Annotated in this window: 18 protein-coding genes; 7 read left to right on the forward strand and 11 right to left on the reverse strand. The window is 59.2% G+C overall.

What is annotated here, in order from left to right:
• Window position 1: 1 nt before the first annotated feature.
• From SM764_RS19085 to SM764_RS19105, 5 genes are all read right to left on the reverse strand, one after another.
• Window positions 2–385 carry a DUF6878 family protein gene (locus SM764_RS19085; RefSeq protein WP_274861371.1) on the reverse strand — a complete coding sequence of 128 codons (384 nt, stop codon included), beginning with the start codon at window positions 383–385 and terminating at the stop codon, window positions 2–4.
• Between the two features lie 78 nt (window positions 386–463).
• On the reverse strand, window positions 464–760 hold the full coding sequence (locus SM764_RS19090) for a hypothetical protein (protein WP_274861372.1): 297 nt from the start codon (window positions 758–760) through the stop codon (window positions 464–466).
• A 115-nt stretch (window positions 761–875) separates the two neighbouring features.
• The gene (locus tag SM764_RS19095; protein WP_274861373.1) at window positions 876–1,256 is read right to left on the reverse strand and encodes a DUF3768 domain-containing protein; all 381 of its coding nucleotides are present in this window, start codon (window positions 1,254–1,256) and stop codon (window positions 876–878) included.
• Between the two features lie 126 nt (window positions 1,257–1,382).
• Window positions 1,383–3,554 (reverse strand): ParB/RepB/Spo0J family partition protein, encoded by a 2,172-nt coding sequence (locus tag SM764_RS19100; RefSeq protein WP_274861374.1) that lies wholly within the window; start codon window positions 3,552–3,554, stop codon window positions 1,383–1,385.
• A 131-nt stretch (window positions 3,555–3,685) separates the two neighbouring features.
• Window positions 3,686–4,804, reverse strand: a complete 1,119-nt coding sequence (locus SM764_RS19105) for a tyrosine-type recombinase/integrase (RefSeq protein WP_394436576.1) — start codon at window positions 4,802–4,804, stop codon at window positions 3,686–3,688.
• A gap of 293 nt (window positions 4,805–5,097) precedes the next feature.
• On the opposite strand from SM764_RS19105, the gene SM764_RS19110 reads away from it, so the two are divergent.
• Genes SM764_RS19110 through SM764_RS19120 form a run of 3 tightly spaced genes read left to right on the forward strand, consistent with a single transcriptional unit; the run spans window position 5,098 to window position 8,334 of the window.
• Complete coding sequence (locus tag SM764_RS19110) at window positions 5,098–6,633, forward strand: lipopolysaccharide biosynthesis protein (protein WP_342456207.1); 1,536 nt, start codon at window positions 5,098–5,100, stop codon at window positions 6,631–6,633.
• A gap of 19 nt (window positions 6,634–6,652) precedes the next feature.
• A complete protein-coding gene (locus SM764_RS19115) occupies window positions 6,653–7,360 on the forward strand; it encodes a class I SAM-dependent methyltransferase (RefSeq protein WP_369002494.1) in 708 nt (235 codons plus the stop codon).
• A 23-nt stretch (window positions 7,361–7,383) separates the two neighbouring features.
• Window positions 7,384–8,334 (forward strand): phosphoribosyltransferase, encoded by a 951-nt coding sequence (locus tag SM764_RS19120; protein ID WP_274861674.1) that lies wholly within the window; start codon window positions 7,384–7,386, stop codon window positions 8,332–8,334.
• On the opposite strand, the gene SM764_RS19125 is transcribed toward SM764_RS19120, so the two are convergent.
• Window positions 8,315–8,767, reverse strand: a complete 453-nt coding sequence (locus SM764_RS19125) for a methyltransferase domain-containing protein (protein ID WP_274861672.1) — start codon at window positions 8,765–8,767, stop codon at window positions 8,315–8,317. The genes SM764_RS19120 and SM764_RS19125 overlap by 20 nt on opposite strands.
• A gap of 164 nt (window positions 8,768–8,931) precedes the next feature.
• On the opposite strand from SM764_RS19125, the gene SM764_RS19130 reads away from it, so the two are divergent.
• Genes SM764_RS19130 through SM764_RS19140 form a run of 3 tightly spaced genes read left to right on the forward strand, consistent with a single transcriptional unit; the run spans window position 8,932 to window position 12,330 of the window.
• A complete protein-coding gene (locus SM764_RS19130; RefSeq protein WP_093455154.1) occupies window positions 8,932–10,560 on the forward strand; it encodes a TnsB C-terminal domain-containing protein in 1,629 nt (542 codons plus the stop codon).
• Complete coding sequence (locus SM764_RS19135) at window positions 10,538–11,395, forward strand: TniB family NTP-binding protein (RefSeq protein WP_071974414.1); 858 nt, start codon at window positions 10,538–10,540, stop codon at window positions 11,393–11,395. Before SM764_RS19130 ends, SM764_RS19135 begins: the two co-directional genes overlap by 23 nt.
• Entirely contained in the window at window positions 11,341–12,330 is a 990-nt protein-coding gene (locus SM764_RS19140; protein ID WP_083545780.1) for a TniQ family protein, read from the forward strand. The genes SM764_RS19135 and SM764_RS19140 overlap by 55 nt, the downstream gene beginning before the upstream one ends.
• A gap of 236 nt (window positions 12,331–12,566) precedes the next feature.
• On the opposite strand, the gene SM764_RS19145 is transcribed toward SM764_RS19140, so the two are convergent.
• Both SM764_RS19145 and SM764_RS19150 read right to left on the reverse strand, forming a co-directional pair.
• Window positions 12,567–13,448 carry a TniB family NTP-binding protein gene (locus SM764_RS19145; protein WP_037932044.1) on the reverse strand — a complete coding sequence of 294 codons (882 nt, stop codon included), beginning with the start codon at window positions 13,446–13,448 and terminating at the stop codon, window positions 12,567–12,569.
• 1 nt (window position 13,449) lies between these two features.
• The gene (locus SM764_RS19150; protein ID WP_037932042.1) at window positions 13,450–15,084 is read right to left on the reverse strand and encodes a TnsB C-terminal domain-containing protein; all 1,635 of its coding nucleotides are present in this window, start codon (window positions 15,082–15,084) and stop codon (window positions 13,450–13,452) included.
• A gap of 145 nt (window positions 15,085–15,229) precedes the next feature.
• Here SM764_RS19150 and SM764_RS19155 point away from each other — a divergent pair, with 145 nt between their 5' ends.
• Window positions 15,230–16,243, forward strand: a complete 1,014-nt coding sequence (locus tag SM764_RS19155; RefSeq protein WP_161353827.1) for a hypothetical protein — start codon at window positions 15,230–15,232, stop codon at window positions 16,241–16,243.
• 55 nt (window positions 16,244–16,298) lie between these two features.
• On the opposite strand, the gene SM764_RS19160 is transcribed toward SM764_RS19155, so the two are convergent.
• The 3 genes from SM764_RS19160 to SM764_RS19170 are packed head-to-tail and all read right to left on the reverse strand — an operon-like array spanning window position 16,299 to window position 19,775.
• A complete protein-coding gene (locus SM764_RS19160; protein WP_367022248.1) occupies window positions 16,299–16,628 on the reverse strand; it encodes a TetR/AcrR family transcriptional regulator in 330 nt (109 codons plus the stop codon).
• A gap of 55 nt (window positions 16,629–16,683) precedes the next feature.
• On the reverse strand, window positions 16,684–18,294 hold the full coding sequence (locus SM764_RS19165; protein ID WP_161353829.1) for a GMC family oxidoreductase: 1,611 nt from the start codon (window positions 18,292–18,294) through the stop codon (window positions 16,684–16,686).
• A gap of 35 nt (window positions 18,295–18,329) precedes the next feature.
• Complete coding sequence (locus tag SM764_RS19170) at window positions 18,330–19,775, reverse strand: coniferyl aldehyde dehydrogenase (RefSeq protein WP_369002496.1); 1,446 nt, start codon at window positions 19,773–19,775, stop codon at window positions 18,330–18,332.
• Window positions 19,776–19,857 lie beyond the last annotated feature (82 nt).

A 19,857-nucleotide genomic window follows, 5' to 3' on the forward strand; every position in this document is an offset into this window, starting at 1 on the left:
GTCAGAGCCCTTCATGTTCGGTGGTGTTGGTCTCGATATAGCGGTTCGAGTGGCTGACATCGATCTTGTCCGCCTCAATCGCCCAGGTCAGTTCGCCATAGCCACCTTCATTGTTCTCGAAACCGGGGCTCAGCGCATAGGCGAAGTCCCAGCCGAAGTCTTCGACGCGGCGCCGCAACTCCTCCGTCAGGGTGACAGTGTCAGGGGTCACGACGACATCCTCAACATTGCCGGAATCGCCGTAACCTTCGTATTGCACCTCGATGCTCGTCACACCGAGGGCGCGCAGCTCGGCAAGGAGCGCCGCGCGGGTCTCAACCCGCTGTTCGGCAGCAAGTCTCTGGGACTCGAGCATTTGCGCGTAGAAATCATTCACTTGTGTCATGTCTTCAGTCCTTTGGAATTGGGAGAGGGGAGGGCGACCGTTACGGGAGGCCGCCCCGTTGGTTTCCTTAAGTGGGCTTCAGGCCGCAGCGTCACCGCGGTTTTCCGCCGTCCGGTCAACCAGGTTGAAATAGAGGTTCTCGGTCGCGCGCTTGAACCCCGGCGGTTTGCGCGGGGCGCGGCAGCGCACCGAAGCGCTGCAGCTTTCGCCATGCTCCATGGCGAACTGCGTCACCTTGTCGATGAGGTCATCCATGCCCGCGGCTTGGATGCACTTTTCAGGGTAGCTCCCGAGCATCTGGAACTGGGTAACAACGAAGGCGCCGTCACGATGCGCGGGATAGAGGGTGATCTGATAATCGAGTGTTTTGGCCATTTCTGGTCTCCTGCGGCGGGCGGGCGCGGGTATCGCGCCCCTTCAAAACCCGCCAGCGCGAAAGGACCGCCCTTGTGCAAGGGCGATCCGGGGCGGTGAGTAGGGATTGGAGGCGTCAGTATTCCGACGGTAGAAGCAGGGTCAGCACGCGACGCGTCTGTTCGAGGTCGGAGGGCTCGGGCGAGCCGTACGTGTAGTCGACATCGTACAAGTCGATCTTGAACCAGACCGCCGTGTCCTCGAAATCGATGACCCCCATCTCGTGCCATCCTTGCGGGTCACTGTCGGCATTGAAGGCGTCAAAGGCGGCAACCCGGCGGGTGAGCTCCAGCTGGGCATCGGGAGGAAGCGCCGCGACGCCGCGTGTCATCACGAATTGGCCCTGTGGGGCTTCGGCGACCGAGGTCGTGACAAGGATGGAACGGCGAAACGCATCGTTCTGCGCGGCGATGAGTGCGGCTTCCCGAACGGGATCGAGGTCGAGCGTGGTGGTCATGGGATGTCTCCGGGACGGGCCAGCCGATCCGATATCGGCTGTAGACAACCCGCCAGCCAGAAAGGGCCGCCCTCGATGTGAGGACGGCCCAAAGTTCATGTGGCAATCAGATCAGTGTTTGCTTCGTCAGGCAGCATCCTCACTGAGGAAGGCGGGCAAGGACGATGGTTCATCGCTCTCCGCCTCTGCCAGAGGGTCTGCGGTGGACACATCCCCCTGCTCCGCCTCGGGTGCATCGCCAATCATGTTGGCGTCCACCTCCGTCGCACCTGCAAACACCATCCCCTCGGGCAGCCAGCGCGTCGTCCTGGCGACCGTCGCCGCGTCGAAACCTTCCGTCTCGCCGGCAGTTTCCGCGAAACACCGTTCCATCGCGGCCGCGATATCGCCCTTGCGCTCGCGATTGCGATCCTCGGCGTAATCGTCTCCAATCAGCTTGCGTGCCGTGGCCACTGAATGACCCTTGTTGACCCGACCCCAGTAATTCTGCGCCGTCGGGCGCCAGCAAGCCGCCACATCGACATCGAGCCGCGCGCCAATCTCCTCGATGATCGGGGAAGGGCGATTGTCGGAGGAGAGCTGCGGCTTGAGCGCCAGACCCGTCGCCCAGGCGAAAAGCGCCTGCTTGTCGGCAACGGGTAGCGCTGACATCGCCCGGAAGTCCTCAGGCTTCTCCAGCTTCATCCAGTCGGTGGCGAGGTCTTGTTCCAGCGCCTCGAGCATCTTCTGGGCTACAGTGTCCGCATGCAGCACCTCGCGGTTCTGCGCCTGGAAAGGCCGGATCGAGATATCGAGCGCCTCGTTGTTGTAGGACCGTCCCAGAGCCTGCTCGCAGAGCGCGTAGAGCATCGCGTCGAACGCCACCTCGAAATCCGCCGCCAGATGCGCCCGCAGGATGTGCTGACGCGTGGCGCGCAGATCGTCGGCAAGGCTCGCCGAAATCCCATCGGCTTTGCGCAACGTCGCGGCCGGGTCGGAGCTCGGCACCGGTGTGGAGGAGGTCGGTGGCGTCACCTTCGGACGGGCAGGGGAGGGGGCTCCTCCCGCATCTGCGGTGACTTCATCGGGCTCGGACGCGGCCGGAATATCCTCCGGTCGCACGAGGCCTTTCTCGACCCGAGCCGCCCCGTCATGTCCGATGGTCAGAACGACACCGGCGATAGCGCGATCTTCGTCTGCGTAAGGTTGCCGTTCGCGCTGAAGGGCCTCGATCTCGCGAAGACGCGGCTCGATGGCGTAATATTCTTTGGTCTCCGCGTCGGTCCAGTCCTCACTGTCATTCTGTGCCGCGAGTTCTTCTTCTCGCGCGATGAGACGTTCCTCCTCGGCGAGCAGGTCCGGATCAGGGTCGATGTCCTGCGGATAGACCCGCCCGAAACTGCGAAACGCGCCGTAATCCACCGAAAGATGCACCTCGACCCATTTCCACGCCGCCTCGAAGGGCTTGGCCGCGGCTTGCAGCTTCTCGATGGCGAGGCGCTCGAGGAGCTCGGGGTTTTCCATATGGGCGCTGGCACGATCGTCGAAGAGATCGCGCAGCAGAACACCGCCCGCCGCCTCATAGGCCTCGATGCCGACAAAGCGCCCCAGGGCCGAATTCGCCGAATGCGCCGTCTCGGTCAGCTGGCGTTTGATGCTTTGCGGATGGATGTGATAGCCGCCCTTTACCGCGTTCCAGACCGCCAGTTGCCGATCATGGTCGTCAGTCAGGGTGAAGGCCATGACGCATTCAAGGGTCAGATCGCCCGTGCGGAACTGCTCGATGATCTCGGGCGCGACACGGGCGAGTTTGAGGCGACGGCGCACGAGGTCGACGGAGACGCCGAATTTCAACGCGATCTCGTCTTCGCAGCGGCCCTCGGCGATCATCGCCTCAAAAGCCTCGAACTGGTCAGCCGGATGCATGGCCGCGCGCTGGAGGTTTTCCGTGGCGGAGGTGAGGACAGCATTGCGCTCATCTTCGACGAGGCAGGGCACAGGATGATCGGCGGGAATGACGCCGTCGTCTGCGAGATGTTTCAGCGCCTTGAAGCGTCGGCCACCGGCATCGACAGCAAAACGTGTCTCTGATAGCGCATGCACCACCAGGTTCTGCTTGATGCCTGTCTCGCGAATGCTGGCGAGGAGTTCAGCATCGTCGCTGGCGCTGGCGGCCACCTTCCGGACGTTGAGAGGGCTCGGCTCCAGCTGGTCGAGCGGGATCATCCGGATATCGGCAACGCCATCAGGCGTTGCCGATCTGGCGGCTTCGGTCTTCTTTGAGGTGGCGGGTTTCGGGCGGGTCGTGGTCTTGGCCATGGTCAGCATCCTTGTCACGCCGGACCCGGAAGAGACTCTCTCTATCCTTTCAAGCCCGGCACCCGGGCTTCCCTTTCTCTGGCTCTGTGCAATTTTGGATCACGTCACCAATCGACCGAATGACCGCGCGATCAGAGCCCCGCGGCCTTTGTCAGGTTCACGCGGAACCGATCGCGGCGGCGCTGGTAGCGCCGGGTCATCTCGGCCGAGACGTGGCCGAGTTGCTTCTGGACGTAGCGCTCGTCTACTTCGGCGGAGCTAGCGAGACCTGCGCGCAGGGAGTGGCCTGAGAAGAGAGCGAGGCGGTCTTTCTCGGGCAGCTCTGATCGGATGTCCGCGTCCAGCACGGTGCGTTTGATCAGGCGCGCCACATGTTTGTCGTTCAATCTCGTCTCCGTGGCACGCTTGCCGTCCCGCGAGGTCCCGACGAACACGGGACCGAAATCGATCTTCCCAAAGTGCAGCCACTGTTCCAGCGCATGCACCGGGCAGGTCTGATCGCTGGAGCCGCGCCCGATCTCCACTTCGCGCCATCCGGTTTTGGCGTTCAGTGTCAGTACTGCGCCGTCGTCGAGGATCTCGATCCAGCCGCCGCTGTCGGGCGTGTCGTCTTTGCCGAAGTCGAGGCTGACGATTTCCGAGCGTCTGAGACCACCGGCATACCCGATGAGAAGAATAGCCCGATCCCGCAACCCGCGTAGATCGAAGGGAAGGGTGGCGACCATGGCGAGGATGTCCTCCGGCAAGATTGCCTCTTTCTGCACCGGAGGGCGTGCATGCTTGCGTTTGATGCCCGCGAGCACGGTGGCGATGTGCCGGTCCTTGCGATCCAGCGTGAACCCGCGTTGCCCGTAGTTCCAAGCAAGCCCCGACAGACGACGGTCAATGGTCGAAACGGATAGGGCAGGGGCGCCGCTCGTCGGCGCCGCCAGGTCGGTCAGGTAGAGCCCGATCATCTCCGGCGACGGGGGAATAGGCTCTGTCCCCTTCAACCTGCACCATCGCGCAAAGTGCTTCCAGTCGGTGGCGTAAGCCTTGTTGGTGTTTTCGGCCGTCGAAGCTTTGGCGTAGTCTCGCGCAGTGTCGACCAGCCGGTCCAGTGTCCCGGAGCCTGCCACATGGGCGGGGAGGGCGATCGTGTCGCCGTCTGTAGGCATTCTCTCGTCGCGCTCATTGCCATTCTTCGTGTCATGGGACGCTGAGTGCGATTTCTCGGCATTTGCGGGCTTGTTTTTGGGCATTTTGCTCATGTTTCTGAGCATATCGCAGTAATGTCCGATAATGCAAACTTATTGGACATAGTTAAAGAGTGCAGGGTATGGCGCTTATGTCAAAAAACTTTAGTCAAAAGCGCCGCAATGACACGCGCAGGTGACTGTTTTCCCCAGCCGCTCCCTTTTGCTTCTCCGGGGCGGCGTTACAGGCTTGGAGCGAGCAGCCGGTTTTGGGGATTCAATATGTGATCCCTTACTCGATTTGTGTCACAAGACCCAATACTACTGCCTTAAATTAGAAAGATCATGATCGTGCGTTTATTAGGCTGATGGACAAAAAAACGTCGGATACCTCTCAGCGGGAGATGCGCAATGAACAGGCGCTATCTACCGATCATCTGTCAGACGACTTGGTGTCCCGTACAGCAAAAGGCGGGGTCATCGGAGCGGTGTCTCAGGGTATGCGCATGGTTGTCGGGATGGTAACCATGGCCATTCTTGCGCGTGTGTTGACACCCTATGATTTTGGCCTGGTTGCTTTGGCGACGATATCAACTGGCGCGATAGCGCTTTTTGCTGATCTTGGGCTTTCAATGGCCACTGTGCAAAAGCGCAGCCTTAGGCAAGAGACCGTAAGCACCCTCTTTTTTGTCACTCTGGGCGTTAGTGTCCTGGCGATGGCTGTTTTGGTTTTGCTGTCACCGTTTATCGCCTGGATATTTAATGAGCCATCGGTCGCACCGGTTATCATCGCCATCGCCATTCAGATTCCGATCATTGGGGCTTCGCGGCAGCATACTGCGTTGTTGCAGCGCGGCATGTACTGGACGAGCCTGGAGATGATCTCGCTTGCCTCTCAGGGGGTGGCGGCGGTCATTACGGTCTTTCTGGCGATCTGGAGCGATCTGGGCTATTGGGTTCTTGTGGTCCAAATCTGGGTTGCGGCGGGCATATCTCTGGCTCTGACCTGGCGGGTGTGTAAGTGGCGGCCAGATTTGATCTTTCGATGGTCGGCGGCCCGGGATTCAATCCATTTCGGCACTCATATCACCCTGTTTCAGTTTCTGAACTTCTTTCACCGGCAGTCGGATGATATGCTGATAGGGTGGCGCTGGGGGGCCAGCGATCTTGGGTTTTATAACCGGGCCTATGCGCTGTTGCTGGCTCCGATACAGCTTATTCAGGGGCCTGTGACCGCCGCTGTTATCCCGGGGTTGAGCAGGCTTCACGGAGATTCCGAGGCATGGTCTGGCCTTTATGTTTCGACGCTGAAGGTGGTTGTTACGGTTGCTGCCCCCTTGTCTTTCATGCTTATCCTTGCCGCGCCCGAGCTTATTCTGATCATGTTCGGGCCAGGGTGGGAACGCAGCATCGGTATCTTTCAGATCCTGTCGATCTGCATGATTGCACAGCCGGTCATGTCGTCGACGGGCTGGTTGTGGATTTCAGCGGACAAGACACGAAAAATGCTCAACTGGGCGCTGTGTTCCATTCCCGTCATGGTGCTGGCGATGGTTGTATGCCTGCCCTACGGGGCCGAAGGTGTCGCGGTTGGATATGCCCTGTCATTTCTTATTCTGACGCCGCTTTCGACGGCCTACGCAGCCTCGCATCTGCCGATCTCGTTTTGGCATGTTTACCGTAGCATTGGCCCCATTCTGGGCCTGGCCATTGTTGCATTTCTGCTTATCGCCTATGGGCCGATGATTTCGGGGGGAGCAGTGTTTCCCTCCGGGCTCTGGGGGATGGTCATAAAGCTCTTTGGATATCTTTTTCTCTATGTCGTGGGCATACTGTGTCTTGAACCGGCTATGCTTATTGGGCCAGGCCGGGCGGTTATTGCCAGACTGAAGAAAGATCATTGAAACGAATAGGGAATTTACATTGAACATTCTGCCCCTGAGCACCCTGCCGCACCGCGCGATCCAGGCTCTGAGACATGTCTTGGCACCGATGAAGGCGCATGTTCTGAGTGCGGTCTACCGGCTGGGATGGAATTCCGTTTCGGCGGCCCGGAATGCCCGCCGCCCTGTCCGCTGCCTGGAGATCGGCCCGGGGCCTGACCCCATACCGGGTTTTGAGGCTTTGAATATCGTCTGGACGCCCGGTGTCGATTACGTGTGCAACGCCAGCAAGAGGCTGCCCTTCGGTGACAATACCTTCGATACGCTCTACGCCAGCCATATTCTGGAGCATATTCCCTGGTACAAGGTTCCTGATGTCATTACGGAATGGTGTCGTATTCTCAAACCCGAAGGGTCTCTGGAGGTTTGGGTGCCCAATGGGCTGGAGATTGCACGGGCGTTTGTAGCGGCCGAGGATGGGCAGCCGAATGCGATTCACAAGGATGGTTGGTACAAGTTTAACCCCAACCAGGATCCCGCAGTGTGGGCCAATGGCCGGGTGTTTTCTTATGGGGATGGGCGGGGAACCCCGGGGCATTTCAATTGGCACTTGGCGCTTTTTTCGGAACGCTATTTGCAAGATATCCTGTCTGGCGCCGGATTTTCCCAGACGGGGATTTTGGACCGCTCTGCGGTCCGTGGCTATGATCACGGTTGGATCAACCTAGGTGTATACGGCAAGAAATAATGGAATTCAGAAGCCTCGCTGACTTGACACGTATCACGCGCACCGGTGCCGAGACACTGGGCGACGATTTCGACCTGATCGTCGGTGTTCCGCGCAGTGGAATGTTGCCAGCGACAATTATTGCCCTTCTGAAGAACAAACCTCTTCTGGATCTGCCCTCATTCCTGCGGGGGGATATTCCGGAAAATGGTTTGACCCGGATCTTGGATGGCGGCCAGCGACAGGCGATCGAAGATTTTCAGAACATCCTGGTTGTGGAAGACAGCTTATCTAGCGGTCGCAGTCTGCAATCTGTCCGGAGTCGGATCAATGCGGCCCGCCCCGATGCGCGTGTGACATACCTTGCGGTTATCGCTGCTCCGGAAACCCGGCACCTGGCCGACCTGAATTTTGATCTTTGTGAACATCCCAGGTTTTTCGAGTGGAATTTGATGAATGGCCAGATGTGTGACAGGGCGCTTTTCGATCTGGATGGCGTTTTTTGTCGGGATCCCAGTCAGGTGGAAAACGACGATGGAGAAGCTTACCGGGCATTCATCCAAACCGTTGCAGTAACTCATAGGCCCCGGCAACCTATTCGCGGTATTGTGACGTCACGCTTGGACATGTACCGGCCTGAAACAGAAGCCTGGCTGTCTGCACAAGGCATTAGGTGTGAGCGGCTTGAGATGATGACCGGGGTCACCGCTCAGGAAAGGCGGGAGAAGAGGCTGCATGCGCCGTTCAAGGCCAGGCTCTATGCCCGCGACCCTGGGGCCGAGCTCTTCGTTGAAAGCGATCCGGGACAGTCACTGGAGATTGCGCGCCTGAGCGGCAAACCCGTTTTGGATTTCAGTTCAATGATCCTGATTCAGCCGGACGCGGGCAGTTTGGCCTATGCGCGACAGATACTGGCTTGTGGTGCGCGCCGTCAGAGGCGAACAATGGGCGGGCTGCTGTCGCGGCTTAGGAGCTTCATACCTTTCGCGCGATGAACAGCTTCTCTCCCCGCAACAAGCCATGGCGCTGCACATGGGGCTCCTCGGCCGTGTATTCCGCCAGGCTGAAGCCGGCTTCGGTCACGCGGGTGCGAAAATCGGCCCCGTAGTACCTGACATGATCCGCCTGCCCGAAATGCTGAGCGCGTTCTGTGTCTTCGACAATGGCGGGGTTTTCATAGGTGTGCGCCCAACCTTCGATGATTGGCACCATCAGCAGCAGAGAGCCGCCCGGGCGTAATATCCTATGCAACTCGCTCAGGGCCTTGTGGTCATCCACATGTTCAAGCACGTGAAAGCAGATGGCCACATCAATTGAGGTTGCTGGCAAACTGATCTCTTCGATGTTGATTTGAAGAGGCGCAAGCGCCGGATCCAGATCACAGGCTAGGTAGCCGCCGCACAAAGGTTTCAGTAGCCCTGCTGTCACTGTACCCTCATTAATCAGAATTGCCTTTAAAATTATCGTTTGTTTTCAGCGGCACGATGTACCCTTAATTTTCATATTGTACCGTTAATTGCCATACTGTACCCTTTATTAGCATACGGTCAGTTCTGTGGATAAGTGCTGACAGGAATAGGGCAGGGATTGGCGTGGTCAGCGAGCGTCTTGCAAAACATCGAGCAGCAGTCCTCCGTCCGATCCTGGAACTTGAGAAGAAGGGTGAGCCGATCAGTGCGGCAATCGGAGATGCTGCTTGGGAACTAGGTTTGGCGAAGAGCCACACCTGGTCGCTTTACCGCCGTTTGCGCGAGAACGATGGGCGGGCCGCAGCACTGGAACTCAGTCGCCGGGGGCCGAAACCGGGGTCGAAACGGATCGCGCGAGAAGTCGAAGACCTCATCGATGAACGCCTACGGCGCTATTATCTGGTCCGCGAACGCTCCAGCTTTCTGCGAATTTGGCGTGAGATCCGTTCGGAATGCGAGGCAAAGGGCTTCCAGCCACCGGCACGAAAAACGCTGAAAGCTCGGCTCGATGCAATGGACGAGAAAGAGATTGTTAGAAAGCGCCGTGGTGCCAAGGAGGCGAACAAGACTTTTGCGGCACGTCCGGGCCGGCTTGCGGTTGGAACGCCACTGGAAATTGTTCAGATCGATCACACCTTGGCCGACATCATTTTGGTCGATCACGTGGATCGGCGACCGCTTGCGCGCCCATATTTGACGGTAGCCATCGATGTTGCAACCCGGATCGTTCTCGGGGTCTTCGTCAGCTTTGATGCACCATCAGTTCTTTCGATCGCGCTCTGCCTCGATCATTGTGTGCGTCGGAAATCGATCCACGTCCCAGGGAAGCTGGAAGAATTGGTCTGGCCGACATCCGGCATCCCGAAGGCGATCCATGTCGATAACGCGCAGGAGTTCCACAGCGACGCCTTCTCATCGGCCTGCGAAGATTGGGGCATTGCCGTCGAGTACCGCCCGCCTGGTGCAACGCACTTCGGAGGTCATATCGAACGTTTGATCGGAACGGCCATGGGGGCTGTTCATGTTTTGCCCGGGACCACGCAATCCTCCGCTGCCGAGAAGGGCGATTATGACAGCGAGAAACATGCGGCTCTGACCCTGGCCGAGTTCGAGGACTGGCTTCATCTGGAGATTTGCCGCTACCACAATACCCGCCACGAAGCCCTCGGGCGAACGCCGCTGGCCGCTTGGGCTGACTTGGGCGGAGACACTGCGGGGCGGCAGGTTGTCGATGTCGAAGCCTTCCGGACAAGCTTCCTGCCTTTTGAGTTGCGCCAGCTCGGGCGCACTGGGATCACTCTCTTTGGGGTGCACTACTGGAGTGATGCCTTCGCGTCGTTGGTCGGACGGGGCAGCGGCAAGGTGCAGGTGAAGTACGACCCGCGGGACCTGTCGCAGGTCTGGGTTCTCGTCAATGATGGCCGCATGATCCCGGCTCGGTATCGGGATCTGAGCCACCCTCGGATATCGCTTTGGGAAAGTCGTCGGGCGCGGAAGGAATGGCAAGACAGGCATGGCGGTCGGATCAACGAGAAGGCCTTGTTCCAGGTGATCGACGCGCAGAGACGACTGGCCGAGGCGGCGCGTCAGAAGACAAGGACCGCCCGTCTGGAGAGCGAACGCGAGACGCGGCTTCCCAAGCACCAGCCGCGCCGCGATCCGTCCCGAGAAATGTTCGCCATCGACACTGGTAACCCAGACCTCCCCACTTATCCGATTGAAGAGTTTGATGACCCCAGAAGAAAGAATTGACCGCATCCGCAGCGATCATTGGATCGCATTCGACCGTGCCACGATTGTTCTCAACCGATTGACGTCCCTGATGGAAATGCCGCAGCAGAGCCGGATGCCTGGCCTGATGGTCTATGGCAGTTCCGGTATTGGCAAGACGATGATCGCCAAGCGCATGGCCAGCAAGTATCCGACGCAGTACAACGCAGAACTGGGCATCACGAAGACCCCCATCCTGCTGGTTCAGGCGCCGCCAGCGCCGGACGAGCGACGCTTCTACCAGCACATCCTTTCGACGATCGGGGCGCCGATGTGGGGGCGGCATACCGTGTCCGAACTTGAGGTCCGCGCGCTCAGTCATCTTCGGGATATGGACCTGAAGATGCTGATGATCGACGAGGTGCACAATCTGCTTGCCGGTAGTTACCGGGAGCAACGCCGGTTCCTGAACATGCTGCGGTTCTTGGCCAACGATCTCTGTGCCTCGCTTGTCGTTTTCGGTGTCAACGAAGCGCTCGAGGCCGTCCGCGGTGACGACCAACTGGCCCGTCGCCTGGACGAACACTACCTGCCGCTCTGGGAGGACGACGTGGAGTTCTCTCGGCTCATCCAAACGCTGATTGCCGCGATGGCACTTGAGCAGCGGTCGGGCCTCACGGTTGCGTCGCTTCGGACAATCCTGAAAGTGACGGGCGGTGTGACCTCGCGCGTGTTCATCATGATCAAGTCCTTGGCCATCGATGCGATCGAGACGGGTGAGGAGCGGATCACCGATGAGGCCGTTCAGGCCTGGCAGCCGGTATGGGCGAAGCATGCTTGGAGCATTCCGCGCCAACCCATCGCGGAGTTCGGGTGACCGTGAACCCATTGCCGCGTCGACCGCCACCGGTATCCGACGAGCTTCTCTCGAGCTGGATCGGGCGGTTGGCCCGGGCCAATCATTGTTCCGTCGAAGAGCTTTGCGGCTATCTCGGTTTGGGGCAGGGCAGGGTGCCGGAGCATGCGGGTGACCTTGGGCATGTGAACTGGGCTCGGCTATGTCCGGCGGTTCAGCAGACCCGGGATGAGATCGCGGCCATGACCCTCCCGGACACGACGCATCATCCCGCTCAATGCGTATCTAGCGATGACTTCCAAAGTTGCGCAAACTGCTCGAAACAAACCTCGGGACTGGTCCTGCGCCACTGGCGCTTCGCCTGGTCGCTGACTTGCGAAAACTGTGGTCGACCTCTTGTGGCGAGGCATCCGGCCGATGGTCTATCAAACAGGCTACGTGTCCGCGCCGCTCGGGGCGCGGCATTGCTGAAGACGGCGGTTGCCGCCGCCGATCTGAGGCACATGCAGCGGATCAGCCATACGCTGTGCCTCTTACAAGTACTTGAGTTGGTATACAGCGTGCCACTCACGTCGCGGTGTCAACTGGAGCGGTCAATAGCACTCGCAGCTGTCGATGTCTGCTCAGCCCGTCCATTATTGGGAGTGGCCATCTTGCTGCGCGGAAATGAACAAGCATTCTGGGATCTCCGACGCGCCTTTCCTCAGCGCAGACGTTTGATTGAGAAGGTGCGCAAGCTGTCGATGAACCTCGATATGCGACTTCCGCGAAGACGTCGGCAGGAAAGCAGTCCCGTTGACCGATCTGCCAGGGCGACGTCGCCCAAAAAGACGTCTGCGCAGGCCCTAGACGCTGCCCGTCAGGCCATCTCCGAGCTCGGTGCCGATGCAGATCGTCAAGCGCTTCTGGCACGAGCCGATGCAATCTGGAAGCGCCAAAGCTGTGTCAGCCACTGACGCAGCGCCCTGTGGATATATTGCAATTAAGGGTACAGAATCTGCCGAAAACGCTTCCAATCCGCAGAATCTGATTAATTAGGGTACAGTGACAACACCATTGGCCAATGCGAGCCGGTGCAGCCAACTTGACAGAAGCTCTCCCGGAGCCGGAGCGACATCCACGGGCCAGCCGCGTCCCACCTCGCTGGCATATCGGCGCGCAGGCGTGACGGTGATCCCAGGTGAAGACCGGTTCACGTCATCTCGTCGCGCAAAGCAGCGTTCCGGCGCCTCGACAGTGGAATGTAGTTAAGGGATGCAATGCTCGCTTCGGTGATTTGCTCCTCACCGTTCCTGATCGCGGCAATTGCGGCATTGCTGACAATGTCGACAACCTCTCCGATCAAACCTTCCGACAGATCATGAACGATCCTCGCCAGTGGCTGGCGCGAGAGCTCCGAGGGTAGGGCAAGCGGCATGCTGGCCTCAAGGCTGTCGAGGAGCGTTGCGAAATCCTCATCATACCCCCACCTCGGAATAGGGATCGTGTCAAACCGCGATCCCATCTCCTCGGTATTGTGGATTGCGTCGTAGACCGCGACCTCACCGACAAGCACAGGCGAAATGTCATGAACCCTGGCCATTCGGCGCAGGAACGAAAATATGGCTTTGACGTCCTGCCGTCGTCCCCGCAGGGCACTGTGGAATTCATCGAAAATGAGCACGCGGGGCTTCAGGCTTTCCAGCAGATGATCCACTTGCTCTCCCGCGCGTGACAAGCTTCTCCAGCCAGCTGCCTGAGGGGCGCGCAGGCCGGAAAGAATGCTGGCATAGAAATGGGATAGGCCGGCGCCTTCCCGGGTCTGGATTACCCAGACCCTTTGCCGATCCGACTGTCGTAAATGCTCGATGGCGAAGCGTTCGGCAATCATCGTTTTGCCGTTGTGATAGGGGCCCGCCAGCAACACGCCCCGCGGGCGCAAGGAGGATGGCCGGTCTAGCAGAAGATGCATGGCGTCGTGGGCTTTGCCAGCGACCGGGTGGCTGATCCAGCGCGGCCCTCGGATATGGGTAATCCGAAGCGCATCCTCGGAACCAAGTAGCAACGCGGCGGAGGGAAGGAGGTGATCCGCCATCTCACCAATCCTCCACCGGAAAGACCCGTCGCGGGCGGTCCCGGGCCGGGCCCTCGCGGGTGGGTGCCGGGGAAGGGGCAAGTTTCTGATAGGGTTTTGGAGCATCGGCCGCATGTCTGGCGCGGGTCAATGCCTTCATCTGCTGTTTTCGCGATGCCGACGCATCCACGGTCGCGGCGATTTCGCGCCGGATCGCCGTTCTGTCTTCGACCGGGCGTCTTCCGGATTCGCGCAGCCGGTTTCGTTCGGCCTTGTGTTGCCACAGGGTGATCGGTTCGGACAAGCCGTCTCGCCGGCCGACCGCGCGCCAGGCTCCGGTATCGGGATCCCTGAGGTAGACGTGGCTCATGTCGCGCGGGTCGTAGCGAAGATCGAAGGCCTCCAGCCGGTCGCGCCGGGCGATCGATGGGCCGAGCCAGGGATCGAAATAGTCGATGGCGAAAAGGCTGATGCCTTGAGGTGAAATCCTGCGGGTGGTGTTGGGGAGGAAATTGAGCAAAACATCCATGGGATTGTCGGCGGGGCCTTCCATCACACGGCGCTTGCGTTCCCAATCATCCATCGGCACGGTCAGTTTCCGAGCGTTCTGGCTGAGATTGTGGTCAATTATCGCCAGTGCGATACAGCGTTCGAGGTCCGAGAAGCTGAGCTTCGCCCGGTCCGCGGATAGGTATTCACCCCGGTCCGCGATGGAGCGCCCGGTCTTTCCTGGCAATGACCGCAGCACTGTGTTCACCTTGCCGAGAAGGCGTTCGACAACACCGCCACGATGGACGGTCCCCTTGTTCCGGGTTTGAATGGCGATGCCATACTCCGCACATCCTCGGGTGAAACTGGCGCTTTTGAATTCCATTGCGGAATCCACCACGACCTGCTTCGGACGGCCAAACATCGGCCAGGCATGATTGATGTTGCGTTCGGCCAGCCAGTCTTCCTTGCGGCACATCGCCTGCGCCAGACAAAGCGCGACCGACAGGCGCGACGGTTGCTCTAGGGTCAGACAGAACCCGATGATTGCGCTTGTCGCGACATCCGCTGCGATCGTAAGGTAAGGCCGACCGACAAAGATACCCTGACCGTCGATGATTTCCACGAACTGGATATCGGCAGGGGTATGGTCGATCTGGACCACGTCAAGGGCGTGCTTGGCCCGGATATAGCCAGGTCGAGGTTTCAGACGGCGCAAGCTTTTTCCGCCGGAGTGTCGCCGACGTGCGATCTCTTCTGGTGTGAACAGCAGCGGGATGCGCTTTGCGACGGTGACGTAGGCTGGCGGAGAAAGCCCCTCGCTGGCACAGCGTGCGCGAATTTCCTCGATGATTGGAGCGAGGTCTGGTTGCTCGGGCCGAAGCCACATTTCCCGCAGCGTTTGCGCAATGATTTCCTCGACGGCCTGGCTGATCCTTGTGCGTCTGGCACCGCTCGTTCTTGGCAGAAGGGAAGACACTCGGCGTTCGTCACGGTATCGGCTCAAGTGGTTGTAGATCTGGCGCGCCGACAGGCGCAATTCGGACGCCGCGCGCGCGACCGCGTCTCGCATTGGTTCCGTGCCATCTAGAATGCGGTCCAGCTCTCGCGCAATGCGCGTGGCCTTGCTCCAGGCCTCGTCAGAGGGTTCCTGTCCGTTCAGCGTCATAAGCCGGTCGTCTCAGAGTGTCTCAACATCATTTTCCGCCCTAATTCTCTCGCTTATTGAAATGCGAGATAAAAATTGAAATCGCAACGTAATATTCTACGTCTATTTCCGCCTCATCCTGCTGAAATCGTTTAAGAACCTTTTGATGAAACGACAATGCAATTGCGACAAAGAGGATCTCTGGTTTCTGCCTGGGCCACTCGAGGAAGAACCGGATGATTTGCTTCCCGGGCCACGGGCAGAACCGCCCGACACTGCTGTCATCGCAGACTGGGCAAAGGCAGAAAGCGTTCACGCTGCTCGACTGGCACGGGTCGCTGGACGTCTGGGTGCTCTGGATGACCGGCTGCTGCGTGGCCCGGAAGGTTGGCGGCATAGGCTCGCGTTGATCGAGGCGGCGGACCTCAGCTGGTTCGCAGGGGATCGGGTGAGTTCTGATCGTCTGGCGCTCTGGGTATCGATGCGGTTGTCAGGCGCACAGGATGACCCAAATGCCCTGGCAAGAGTTGGATGGGCTGTTCGGCGCCTGACAGGCGGCCCCGGACCAAAGGGCGATTTGGCCGCCTTCCTGGATCGCCGTGATCCCGAGAACATTGAGGACAGTGCCGAGCGTCTCAAAGATCGCGCGGGCGGATGGCTGAAGGTATTGGCAGCTGCGGCCGATCTTCATCCAATCACGCGGGCTTGCATGGGGTATCACCTCTGGAGCCTCGCGGGCCTCGGACAATACGGAGACCAGATCGAAGCCGCCGTCACCGCGTCCAGGATCGCGGCAAGCGATGGCACCGGCGCCATCTTCGCACCGCTCGCTATGGGCGGGGCAGGGGGGCTGCGTGCCTCGGGCTTGCCGCCCGAACGTTTGGCCCGCTGGCTGGATGGGATGAGCAGCGCGATTTTATCGGCGATGCGAGTACTTGACGATACTGAAAGGTGGGCGGCGCGGGCGGAGTCCGACATGGCGCATTTGTCGGGTCGCACGCCGGTCGCCTTGCGTAAAGCTTTCTCTCAGTGGCCATTGGTCTCTGCACCAATGGCTGAATCCGTGACCGGAGCCAGTCGCGCCGCCATTCAACGCAATCTGGCGTGGATGGAAGAAAGCGGTTTGATCCGCGAGGTGACAGGGCAGGGGCGCTTCAGGATATGGACTCTCGAAAACTGAAAGTCGATTCCCGGGTGTGCTGGTTAATTTCAATGTGCCAGCATGACAGAGATTGTCATGCCGCGATGTTGCTACAAATGCAAACCGGATACGAGGCTGTCAAATGGACTTTCTCAAAAGCTGCCAATCTGTTGCGCGTCGCTGACATGGCGACCTCGCGGTATGACGGAATCCGCTTGCAGGACGTGACGGACGAGTTCGGTTGCTTTATTGCGCACCTTCGAGAAGGAGATTCGATTGTGCACTGCAGCAGGATGTCTTCCTTGTTCTTCACATAGTAACAGAGGGCAGGCTTGGAAACATCGAGCAGGTCGGCCAATTTGCCAATTGACGTTTCCGAATACCTCTTGGTGGTGAACTCGTGCGCGGCCGTATCCAGCAACACCCAGCGCTTCAGCTTCTGCTGATGCTCGGCATCCTTGGCCTTGCGGGCGAATTGATCAGGTTGCGGCTGCGTCCTCCTTAATCATGTCGGCGGATTTTTCACCGATCATGATACAGGTGGCATTGGTGTTGCCGTTGATGATCTCGGGCATGATTGAGGCATCGGCGACACGCACATTGGCCAGTCCCTTGACCTTGAGCCGCGCATCGACCACGGCCATGTCGTCGCGGCCCATCTTGCAGGTGCCGACCGGGTGATACGCATGGTTGACCTCGGCGCGCAGGTAGTCGTCGATCTCGGCATCGGTATTGAGATAACGCTTTGGGTAAAGCGGCTTGGCGATCATATCCTTCAGCGGTGAGCCGTGCAGGATGTCCTGCGTCACCTTGAAGGCATTGCGCATGTCCTTCAGGTCATCGGCGTGATCCAGCAGGTTCAGGTCGATATTGGGCTCGGACCCCGGGTTGGCGTTCTTGAGCGTCAAACGCCCCCGGCTGCGCGGGTGACCGATATTGACAATCATGGTAAAGCCCCACTTGATCATCGACATGTAGTCATGGGCATGGTTGCGATAGGGCAACGGCACCATGTGAAGTTGGAAATCCGGGTTGTTCTTACCCGGCTCGGACCGCAGGAAGCCACCCGCCGCTGTGGGCGGATTGGCGAGCCAACCTTTGCGCCTGGTGAAATACTGGTAGAAGGCACCAAGGTTCTTGAGCGTGCCCAGTGGGCCAAGGGAAATTCCGGTGCGTTTCTTAGATTTGAACACGAACATCACGTCCGGGTGGTCATGCAGGTTTTCGCCCACGCCGGGCAATTCATGCTGCACCTTGATGCCATGTTTCTCCAACTCGGCCCGGGGTCCGATGCCCGAGAGCATCAGGACTTGCGGCGAGCCGAAGGCCCCGCCGCTGACGATGACCTCCTTGTTCACCCCGACCCGCTTGGTTTCGCCGCCCTGGTCGTATTCGACGGCCACCGCGCGCCCGTCTTCCATGACGATCCGGCGCACCGTGGCCTTAACCTGGATATCCAAGTTCTTGCGGTCCGTGATCGGGTCGAGATAGCAGAACTTGACCGAGGCGCGTTCGCCGTTCTTGGTGGTGAACTGGTAGATGCCCAGCCCTTCGCGATTGGCGCCGTTAAAATCCGGGGTCTTGGGGTATTCCAGCTTCTCGCCCGAGGAGAGGAAGGCGTTGTAGAAATCAAACGAGGCATCGCCGTTGCTGACATGCAAGGGACCGCTGTCGCCGTGATAGTCATCCGCACCGCGTTCGTTGTTTTCGGCCTTTCGGAAATAGGGCAGCACCTCGTCATAGCTCCAGCCTTCGTTGCCGAGTTCGGACCAGCGGTCATAGTCACCGGATTCGCCACGGATATAGACCATGCCGTTCATGCCGGACGAACCGCCCAGCATCTTGCCGCGCGGGTTATAAAGCGCACGGTTGTTAAGATTTTTCTGCGGCGTGGTGTTGAAGCGCCAGTTCAGCTTGTTGATTTTGTAGTTCTGGATCAGCCCGGCGAACATGCCGGGAATCGAAACGAATTTCGAGTTACCCGGACCCCCTGCCTCGAGAAGCGTGACGGTAGTGTTCGGATCCTCGGATAGCCGCGCGGCAACCACTCCTCCCGAAGATCCTCCACCAATGACTACATAATCTGCCATTGTTACTCTCCCTGTTACCATTTTTTGTGTCTGTGTCAGACGATTTTCTTCATGACCGCCAAGAGCGTGTCGGTGAGCCTGCTGTAGGGCGGATTCAGAAGGTTGGCCGAGTTCAGCCGCGCCTGCCGGAAGACCGGCTTGTGGGCGCTGAAACTGTCAAACCCAGCCTTGCCGGTATGGGTGCCCATGCCGCTGGCCCCAATGCCGCCGAAGGGCAACTTTTCCTGGAACACGTGGAACAGGGTTTCGTTGACGCACATCCCCCCGGCCCAGGTGTTTTGCAGCATGTGTTTTTCACGGGCGCGGTCATGGCCAAACCAATAGAGCGCCAACGGACGGTCATGGCTGTTGATATAGCCCGTGACCTCATCCAGGCTGTCATAGGTCTTGATCGACAGAACCGGGCCGAACACTTCCTCCTGCATCACTGCCATGTCGTCGCTGGGGTTGATCACTATATTCAGCGGCAGAATCCGGTTGTTGGTATTGCCCTCGCCACCATCGGGGTTGACCGTCACCACCTTTGCCCCCTTGTCACGGGCATCGGTGACCACATTGCGCAGCCGGTCGTAATGGCGGTCCGAAACGATCGTGGTGTAGTCTACGTTGCCATCGAGGTTGGGAAAGAACTTGGTAAAGCCCTTCTTCATATCCCCGACGAACCCATCAAGCTTTTCGGTGGGCACAAAGACGTAGTCCACTCCGATACAGGTCTGGCCACAGTTCAGCACCTTGCCGCGCAGGATCGAGCTGACCGCCTTGGCCGGATTATAGGAATGGTCGATGATCGCGGGGCTCTTGCCCCCCAGTTCCAGCGTGACAGGCGTCAGGTTGGGTGCCGCGGCCTGGGCGATCTTGCGCCCCACGGCGGTGGACCCCGTAAAGATCAGGTGGTCAAAAGGCAGTTCGGCAAAGGCATTGCCCAGCTCGGCCCCGCCGGTGACGACGGCCAACAGGTCCTCGTCAAAATTGTCGGAAACGAGATTGCCCAGAAGTTCGGTTGTATGTACCGTGACCTCGCTGGGCTTGATCATCATACGGTTGCCTGCGGCCAGCGCATGCACCGCCGGAAGAAGCGCGATGGCATAGGGATAGTTCCAGGGAGCGATATTGCCGATCACTCCTAGGGGCTGCGGCACCACCTTGCATGTGGCCGGCAGCGAATGCAGGCTTGTGCCCACCCGGCGCGGGCGCATCCATTTGCGCAGGTGACGGCGGGCATGTTTGGCGCCCTGGATGACAAGGAACAAATCGCTCAGCGTGGTTTCGCGCACCGAGCGGTTGCCGAAATCCTTGTCGATGACATTACAAATGTCGTGCTTGTGTTTCTCGGTCAGTTTCAGCAGCTTTTCGACATTGCCGCACCGTTCTTCGTAGGACGGGTAGGGGTTGGCATTGGAGGCGGCTTTCTGGCAGGTGAAAAGCGCCTTGAGATCGTCGATGGAGGTGTCAGGGACGATAGGCGTGGCATAGGAATTCATGGTTAGTCCTTTGTATCAATTTCGAGGAAGCGGCGCAGCATATCGCAGGCCATTGTCTGTTCTTCGGTCTTGAACATCCTGC

The sequence above is a fragment of the Pseudophaeobacter sp. 1A16562 genome, from assembly GCF_041008785.1.
In the GTDB taxonomy this organism is placed as follows: domain Bacteria; phylum Pseudomonadota; class Alphaproteobacteria; order Rhodobacterales; family Rhodobacteraceae; genus Phycobacter; species Phycobacter gallaeciensis_A.